General features: G+C 50.0%; 8 protein-coding genes. 5 read left to right on the top strand and 3 right to left on the bottom strand.

The annotated features are described in order from the left end of the window. Window positions 1–542: 542 nt before the first annotated feature. The 3 genes from FBY04_RS11695 (at window position 543) to FBY04_RS11685 (ending at window position 2,169) form a co-directional block, all read left to right on the top strand. Window positions 543–758: a hypothetical protein gene (locus tag FBY04_RS11695; RefSeq protein WP_145315287.1), complete on the top strand. Its 216-nt coding sequence runs from the start codon at window positions 543–545 to the stop codon at window positions 756–758. Window positions 759–809: 51 nt separating this feature from the next. Then, window positions 810–1,691 carry a hypothetical protein gene (locus FBY04_RS11690; RefSeq protein ID WP_145315286.1) on the top strand — a complete coding sequence of 294 codons (882 nt, stop codon included), beginning with the start codon at window positions 810–812 and terminating at the stop codon, window positions 1,689–1,691. 268 nt (window positions 1,692–1,959) lie between these two features. Continuing rightward, window positions 1,960–2,169 (top strand): hypothetical protein, encoded by a 210-nt coding sequence (locus FBY04_RS11685; protein WP_145315285.1) that lies wholly within the window; start codon window positions 1,960–1,962, stop codon window positions 2,167–2,169. Between the two features lie 77 nt (window positions 2,170–2,246). Here the strand turns inward: FBY04_RS11685 and FBY04_RS11680 are convergent, their stop codons facing one another. After that, entirely contained in the window at window positions 2,247–2,486 is a 240-nt protein-coding gene (locus tag FBY04_RS11680) for a DUF1652 domain-containing protein (protein WP_145315284.1), read from the bottom strand. A 417-nt stretch (window positions 2,487–2,903) separates the two neighbouring features. Here FBY04_RS11680 and FBY04_RS32680 point away from each other — a divergent pair, with 417 nt between their 5' ends. Next, window positions 2,904–3,035 carry a hypothetical protein gene (locus FBY04_RS32680; RefSeq protein ID WP_256666858.1) on the top strand — a complete coding sequence of 44 codons (132 nt, stop codon included), beginning with the start codon at window positions 2,904–2,906 and terminating at the stop codon, window positions 3,033–3,035. 181 nt (window positions 3,036–3,216) lie between these two features. On the opposite strand, the gene pseI is transcribed toward FBY04_RS32680, so the two are convergent. Then, entirely contained in the window at window positions 3,217–4,266 is a 1,050-nt protein-coding gene (gene pseI, locus FBY04_RS11675; protein WP_145315283.1) for a pseudaminic acid synthase, read from the bottom strand. After that, window positions 4,263–4,889 (bottom strand): formyltransferase family protein, encoded by a 627-nt coding sequence (locus tag FBY04_RS11670; RefSeq protein ID WP_145315282.1) that lies wholly within the window; start codon window positions 4,887–4,889, stop codon window positions 4,263–4,265. Before FBY04_RS11670 ends, pseI begins: the two co-directional genes overlap by 4 nt. Before the next feature lie 524 nt (window positions 4,890–5,413). Here FBY04_RS11670 and FBY04_RS11665 point away from each other — a divergent pair. Next, on the top strand, window positions 5,414–5,968 hold the full coding sequence (locus FBY04_RS11665; protein ID WP_256666857.1) for a hypothetical protein: 555 nt from the start codon (window positions 5,414–5,416) through the stop codon (window positions 5,966–5,968). Window positions 5,969–6,000: the final 32 nt, after the last annotated feature.

Raw genomic sequence — 6,000 nt, 5'->3', positions numbered from 1 at the left:
TCCTGACGTTAAGGGCGATCGCGTCCGCTTAAAAATACGCGGACACCATCGCCCTTAATGCTGGAGTTCGGAAGGTGACTTCCCCAGCCGCTTACAATAGCCCGTCGGGAAGATGAAGCAAGACGGCAAGCTGCGCGTGACGCTCGTCATGAGCGAGGGCCGAGAGAGCCTCATACCTTCCGACGACCAGAGCCTAATGCGCCCGAGGTGGATCGTCCTGAGCCGCCTCACCGTGACCCACCTCCTCGGGATCCTCCTAGCAGAGAACGGCCAGGGGGTGATGGCGGATCGATACGCATGCCCCGTATTGGATAAGGAAAGAAGGGCCGCAAGGCCCTTTATTTGAAAACAGTCACATGGATAGAGGCTCGAACCCCTTCTATCATCCTTGTAGACCGCTTAAGGCCAGAAACAACGGCGCTTTAGTCTTTTGCTCATGGCGTCCTGCGGTCCATGACGGCCCTGAAACTGCCCTAATTTTGCCCTAAACCTCTAATCACTGCCGCTGCTATGCTAGGGGTTTATCGAAAGGAGTCGACCCCATGCTAGGTGATTACTCACTACCCGATGTGTTGGAAAGGATTTACCACAATCAGCTCGCCCTGGAGGCAACGATAATGGAGCTTACGTTGTGGGTGGAGCAGCGGGGTTCATCAGAGGTAGGGGTGAATGTACGGGCCGCATTGGAAGCGATTGGCGAAAATGCAGACCATATTACACAAGGCCTGGCTCGACTGAAAAATTTAGACATTGGCTAGCACGGCAACCATCCGGTTTTTACGCATCAGTATAAAAAAGAAGATCACCAAATGACTCAAAAATCAAAAACACCAACAACTTCCGACAACTTAGGCGAGCTCCAACCATCCAATAAAAAAAATGCTAAAACCTGCTTTGTGATCATGCCGATTGCTGACATGGATGGCTATGACGATGGTCATTTTTCGAGAGTCTATGAACACCTTATTAAGCCAGCATGTATTAATGCTGGATTCGAACCCCATCGAGCGGACTTTGTGGCAGCTAGTAACTACATAATAATTGATATATTAAGGAAAATACTCGATAGCGATATCGTGATATGCGACCTTAGCGGAAGAAACCCTAACGTTCTATATGAGCTCGGGGTCCGCCAAGCTTTTAACCTGCCAACAGTTCTCATAAAAGATTACAAAACACCAAAAATATTCGACATACAGGGTCTGAGATACACCGAATACAATCACACACTGCGTATTGACGAAGTGCAAAAAGAGCGTGATCGAATTCAGCTATCCATATCAGAAACAGCAGCAAATCCGCACGACATAAACTCGATGATTCAGTTATTAGGCGTGCAGGCGGCTCCACTTCCGCACAAAGTAGAGCTTTCCAATGAAACTAGCGTGATTCTTGAGTCTCTCAAAGACATCTCAGCACGCATATCAAACATCGAATCTTCGCGAACCATCACACCAACTCAAGTCACCCGACGCCCGCTCAAAACTATACTTCAATCGTCGGGCGGAACGTATACCTTTAACGGTGAAGACTTTGAAATCGGCAATGACTTATTCATAAGTGGAAAGAAAATCGGACAACTTGTCTCTGTTTCAGGCAATGATATTCTAATCCAAACGTCGGACAATGCAGTTATAGTCTTATCCCCAACAGACGCAGACTTTAAGCGCATTACCACAGTTCCTTTTTAAGTATCAATCTGACCGCTTACTAGAAATACCTATCTTTACTTCTAAGCTCAGATTTCTTCTCCAGTTCAAAAGCTTCTTTAGCTCCTCTTTCTGTCCTGAATTCGTTATCAGCTTCCCAAGCTGATAACGAGGGTTCGATTCCCTTCACCCGCTCCACTATTTTCAAGGCCTCTAGCCTACCCCGCGTCAACTAGGTGTCTGTTAAGGTGTCTGTTTCTGGTTTTCCCAGACTCCACTGCTACGCTGAAACCTCCATTGAGGATTCACAATGCCAAATTCAGACCTGCTCCCTCCCCTGCTCTACAAGATCAACGAAAACCAACTGGCCCTTGAGGCCGCCATCCTCGAACTGTCCAATTGGGTTAAGCAGCGAGGCGCCGCCGAAGTCGCGGACAACGTACGCGGCGCCCTGGACACCATCGACAAGAACGAAGAATTCATCAAGTTGACGCTTGCCGTTTTGATGGCTCCAGAGTGATTAAGGCCCACCTGATTTGGCGCAGCCCCCTACCATTGGGCCTTGATCGCCTCGCCATTGACGATTGACCTGGCACATCAAGCAAACGCTGTTTTTCTGGACGCCATTTCGCTGCGCAGTTCACCAATCAAATGTGCGATGGCCAGACTGGATGTCAGATCATTTGTTGAGACTGCAGTGACCAACAATTCGACTCTTCCAGAAACCGGCTCGACTACCTTGATCATCAGCGAACCATCAGGATTAGCGGTGCAGGAACAGGCGTGAGGCAGAAAGCCACACTCAATCATGTGGCGTAACTCAAGAATGGAAATCATGACTTTCGTCCTATGAGTGAGGTTTGCGGATGCTGCCTATTCATCATAGTTTCCACGCACCAACTTGAAGCAGAATCTGATGAATGCACTCCTCCCTCGGACCGCGACCAAGCGCAATCCTTCGATAGAAGTAGTGAAAGCTCCTGCGACCGCTGATAACCTCGCTACCACGTTCGCCATTCATTAAGGGATGGAGGCGAAAATAGAAGCCCCGAAGCCGCGAACCTTCGGGGCTTTGCATTTTCTAGCTTGGTCAATTCCCCGCGTTATCGTAACGCCGGAAAAAACCGTCCCCACTCCGGAAAACTTTCCCCCGAAAGCCCCCGTTTTTTTTGGCGAATGTTGCGCCGCCCCTTGCTCCATCTGCATGCTGAAATTGACCGGCCGACCAAAAGAGCCGGAAAAGGAGTAAATGCGATGACAGACGATCTGGTTTTCCTCAAGGCCGCCGGCTGGTTGGTGGTGGGCTACTGGCTGCTGCGTGGCTGGCAGTGGTACAAGGCGCGCAAGTCGACAGATGATCCGTGGGGAAGGATCGAACACCGCTAAGCGCGGCGGCCAGGGATGGCTACAGGACTGCGCATAACGGGCATTCGTTCGACAGCCCACCCACCTAGCCTGGCACCGTCAGCTTCGGGTCGATTACGGCCCTTCGCGACAGGCAGCAATCAACTGTGGATTCGACCGGGCGGCGCAACAGAAACTCTTTGATGCACTCGTGCGACCAACCTCAATCCTCAGTAAAGTTGTCCCAAGCTACGGGCTGTCCTCGGTAAACATTTCTCATAACCGTCCGCCCGACTATCTCGTCAAAGTATTTTGGGGACAGACCATATCCAGGCCTAATGCGGCGTATATCATCACGCGAGATCCGCTGACCTGCTGCTAAATCCTTAACGAAATAGAGTGAGCGCCGGAATATGGCACTCGATCTTTCGGTCTCAGGCCTCGAAAAATCACCGATGCCAAGTGATATCCATGCGTTCTTTGTATCATCAACAAGTTTCCGAAGCTCGTCAGGTTCAATCGAGAACTCGCTATCCGGCCCCTTATCATCACGACTAATTGTAAAATGCTTTTCGATAGCTGTTGCTCCTAGCGCGACGGAAGTAACAGCGGCCACATTGCCTATCGTATGGTCCGATAACCCAACTTCAACTCCAAATTTATCCTTAAGGTTAAGTATTTTACGGAGGTTTGCCTGCTCAATAGGAGCGGGATAGCTACTAATACAATGGAAAATCAATATGTTTTCACAACCCGCGGAACGAGCTGTAGTAATTGCCTCAAGTATCTCTTCTTCCGTTGCCATACCAGTGGACATCAAGATTGGTTTTCCAGCTTTTGCAACCCGCTTGATAAGCGGTAGATCAGTAAGTTCGAATGATGCAATTTTATAGGCGGGCGCATTCAAACTCTCTAGTAGGTCAACTGCAGTTTCATCGAAAGGGCTTGAGAAACACGTTATCCCTAATACCCGGGCGTAGTCAAAAAGCTCTCGATGCCACTCAAACGGTGTATGCGCCTCGGCATACAAATCATAAAGCTTATAACCATCCCATAAGCCACCACTTACAACAAAGCCGGGGGCAACGCAGTCAATCGTCATTGTGTCCGCAGTATACGTTTGGAGCTTTATTGCATGGGCGCCGGAATCCCGGGCTGCCTTTATTGACTCCTTTGCTCGTGCCAGAGATCCATTATGATTGGCTGACAGTTCGGCAATCACGTAAGGCTGCATTGAATTGCCGATTATTCTTCCATCAATCTCAAACGTCATAGTTTTTCACTCACACCGAGGCGCCTATCAAGCCGAACGACTTCTGTTTGTATCTCAGAATCCCATCCGGCGAAATCAATGGGAAGATCGGAAACACGGTGATAAGTGCCTCTCCGTCGTTGCGGCACAGCCGTAAACCCCAAAGAAATTATTTCTTCTATATTTTCCTTGAAAAGCAGTTCAATCTCGGCAACCAGTCTCTTATAGGTTTTCGAGAAAGAGGTTTCATTCTTAGTGAAATTAACATACCGCTGATAAATTATCGGCCCCGTATCCACGCCTTCATCTATAAGGTGTATAGAAACTCCGCTTGGAGTAGAGTCAAAGAAAGACCAAAAATTTGGATGCGCCCCGCGATTCCATGGCAAGTATGAAATATGTAGATTAATTATAGGGGCGGAAGAACTATTTATAACGTTTTTTTTTAGGATGTGCCTGTACCCATAGCTGACTACCAGTTCAAACCCTTCGGTTGATTCAATTATCTTGTCAGTATGCCATATTTCACAATTAGCTTCGGCCAATTCACTTATCAATGAGGTTTGATCTGGCGCGTACCCTAAAAATAAAATCTTCAACCGAGGAGAAGCCACCTGGCTGACCAACTCTACACTTCCCTTCATGCTTTTCCCCTGTTGTTGCCCAGCTGTGATTTTTCAACGGAATTGATAATTGTAATATGCTACACCATAACAAAAGCCTACTCCTCTCCACGGGCCGCTCTTGGCCGATCTCTGCCTGTCGGCACCAGCAGCAATGGGTTGTGGATTCAACCGGTAGGTGCAACAGATTTGAGCCAGCGTCAAATTGTGATCGATAGAAATGCCCTTAGCGTGCGCCGTTGGGCCAATGGCGTTGATGACCCAGCACCGCCTTGACCTCCAGCGCCTGCTCGTCGCCTTATCCTAGCCTGAGTCCCGTAGCTATATTACTGTGCATACAACCAGTTTTTTTGTACAGCGAACCCGTTCCAATGAATTTCGACCAGGCTAAGGCGCTAAGACTTCAGCAGTGGCGCTCGACCCTCGACGACCACGACTTTAGAATGCAGAACCCCGAGGCCCACCGACAGACCCTTCATTCAATGAGCGCCACCCTTGTCACCGAGGGGTTGATCGATGAGCTCCAACGGTTCGACCTGAACTAGATGGCAAACGCTGCCTACTGGCACGCCTTGGAGGAATTGCAGACCGCGTCGGGCCGCTACTGCGGCGCCTCTGCCTACGACGTCATGCTGCACGGAAGCACCGAGCTGTTCGGCAAGATTGGGCGTTCGATTTTCTATGCCGCGAGCTCGCTTGCCGACGGTGCGCGAACGTCCTACGACGGGAAGATTTACCGCGATGCAGTTGGAGCGAACTTGGTGTTTAGCCCGTCCGGGGCTGTGGCGAGAATCATCGGGCTTACCTTGACCCTGCCGGATGGGCAGCAGTACGACCTTATAGAAACTGGAAGAACAGTCGAAGGCGTCACCTTCGAGCCGATCGAGGATCCGAACCTCTACCGTGCACTGGTGGACGTCGCCCAAGTTGCCCTGGAGTGCCGCGATCTGCGCGCTTTCGAGAGAGTGCGGCCGCTTATCGACCTGGCCAGGTTCCACACCTGCCCTACTTGCCTTGATCGTTTTGATTGGTGTGAAGACTGCGAGACATGCCTTGGCAGGTTTTTTTTAACGAAGCCGGCGGTCACTGGTCTACTCTGAATGCACAACAGGAGACCCGACCATGTGCAGAT

Source organism: Pseudomonas sp. SJZ080 (assembly GCF_007828295.1).
GTDB classification, from domain to species: domain Bacteria; phylum Pseudomonadota; class Gammaproteobacteria; order Pseudomonadales; family Pseudomonadaceae; genus Aquipseudomonas; species Aquipseudomonas migulae_A.
Note: the sequence above shows the minus strand (reverse complement) of the source record. Positions and strands in the feature narration are given on the sequence as shown.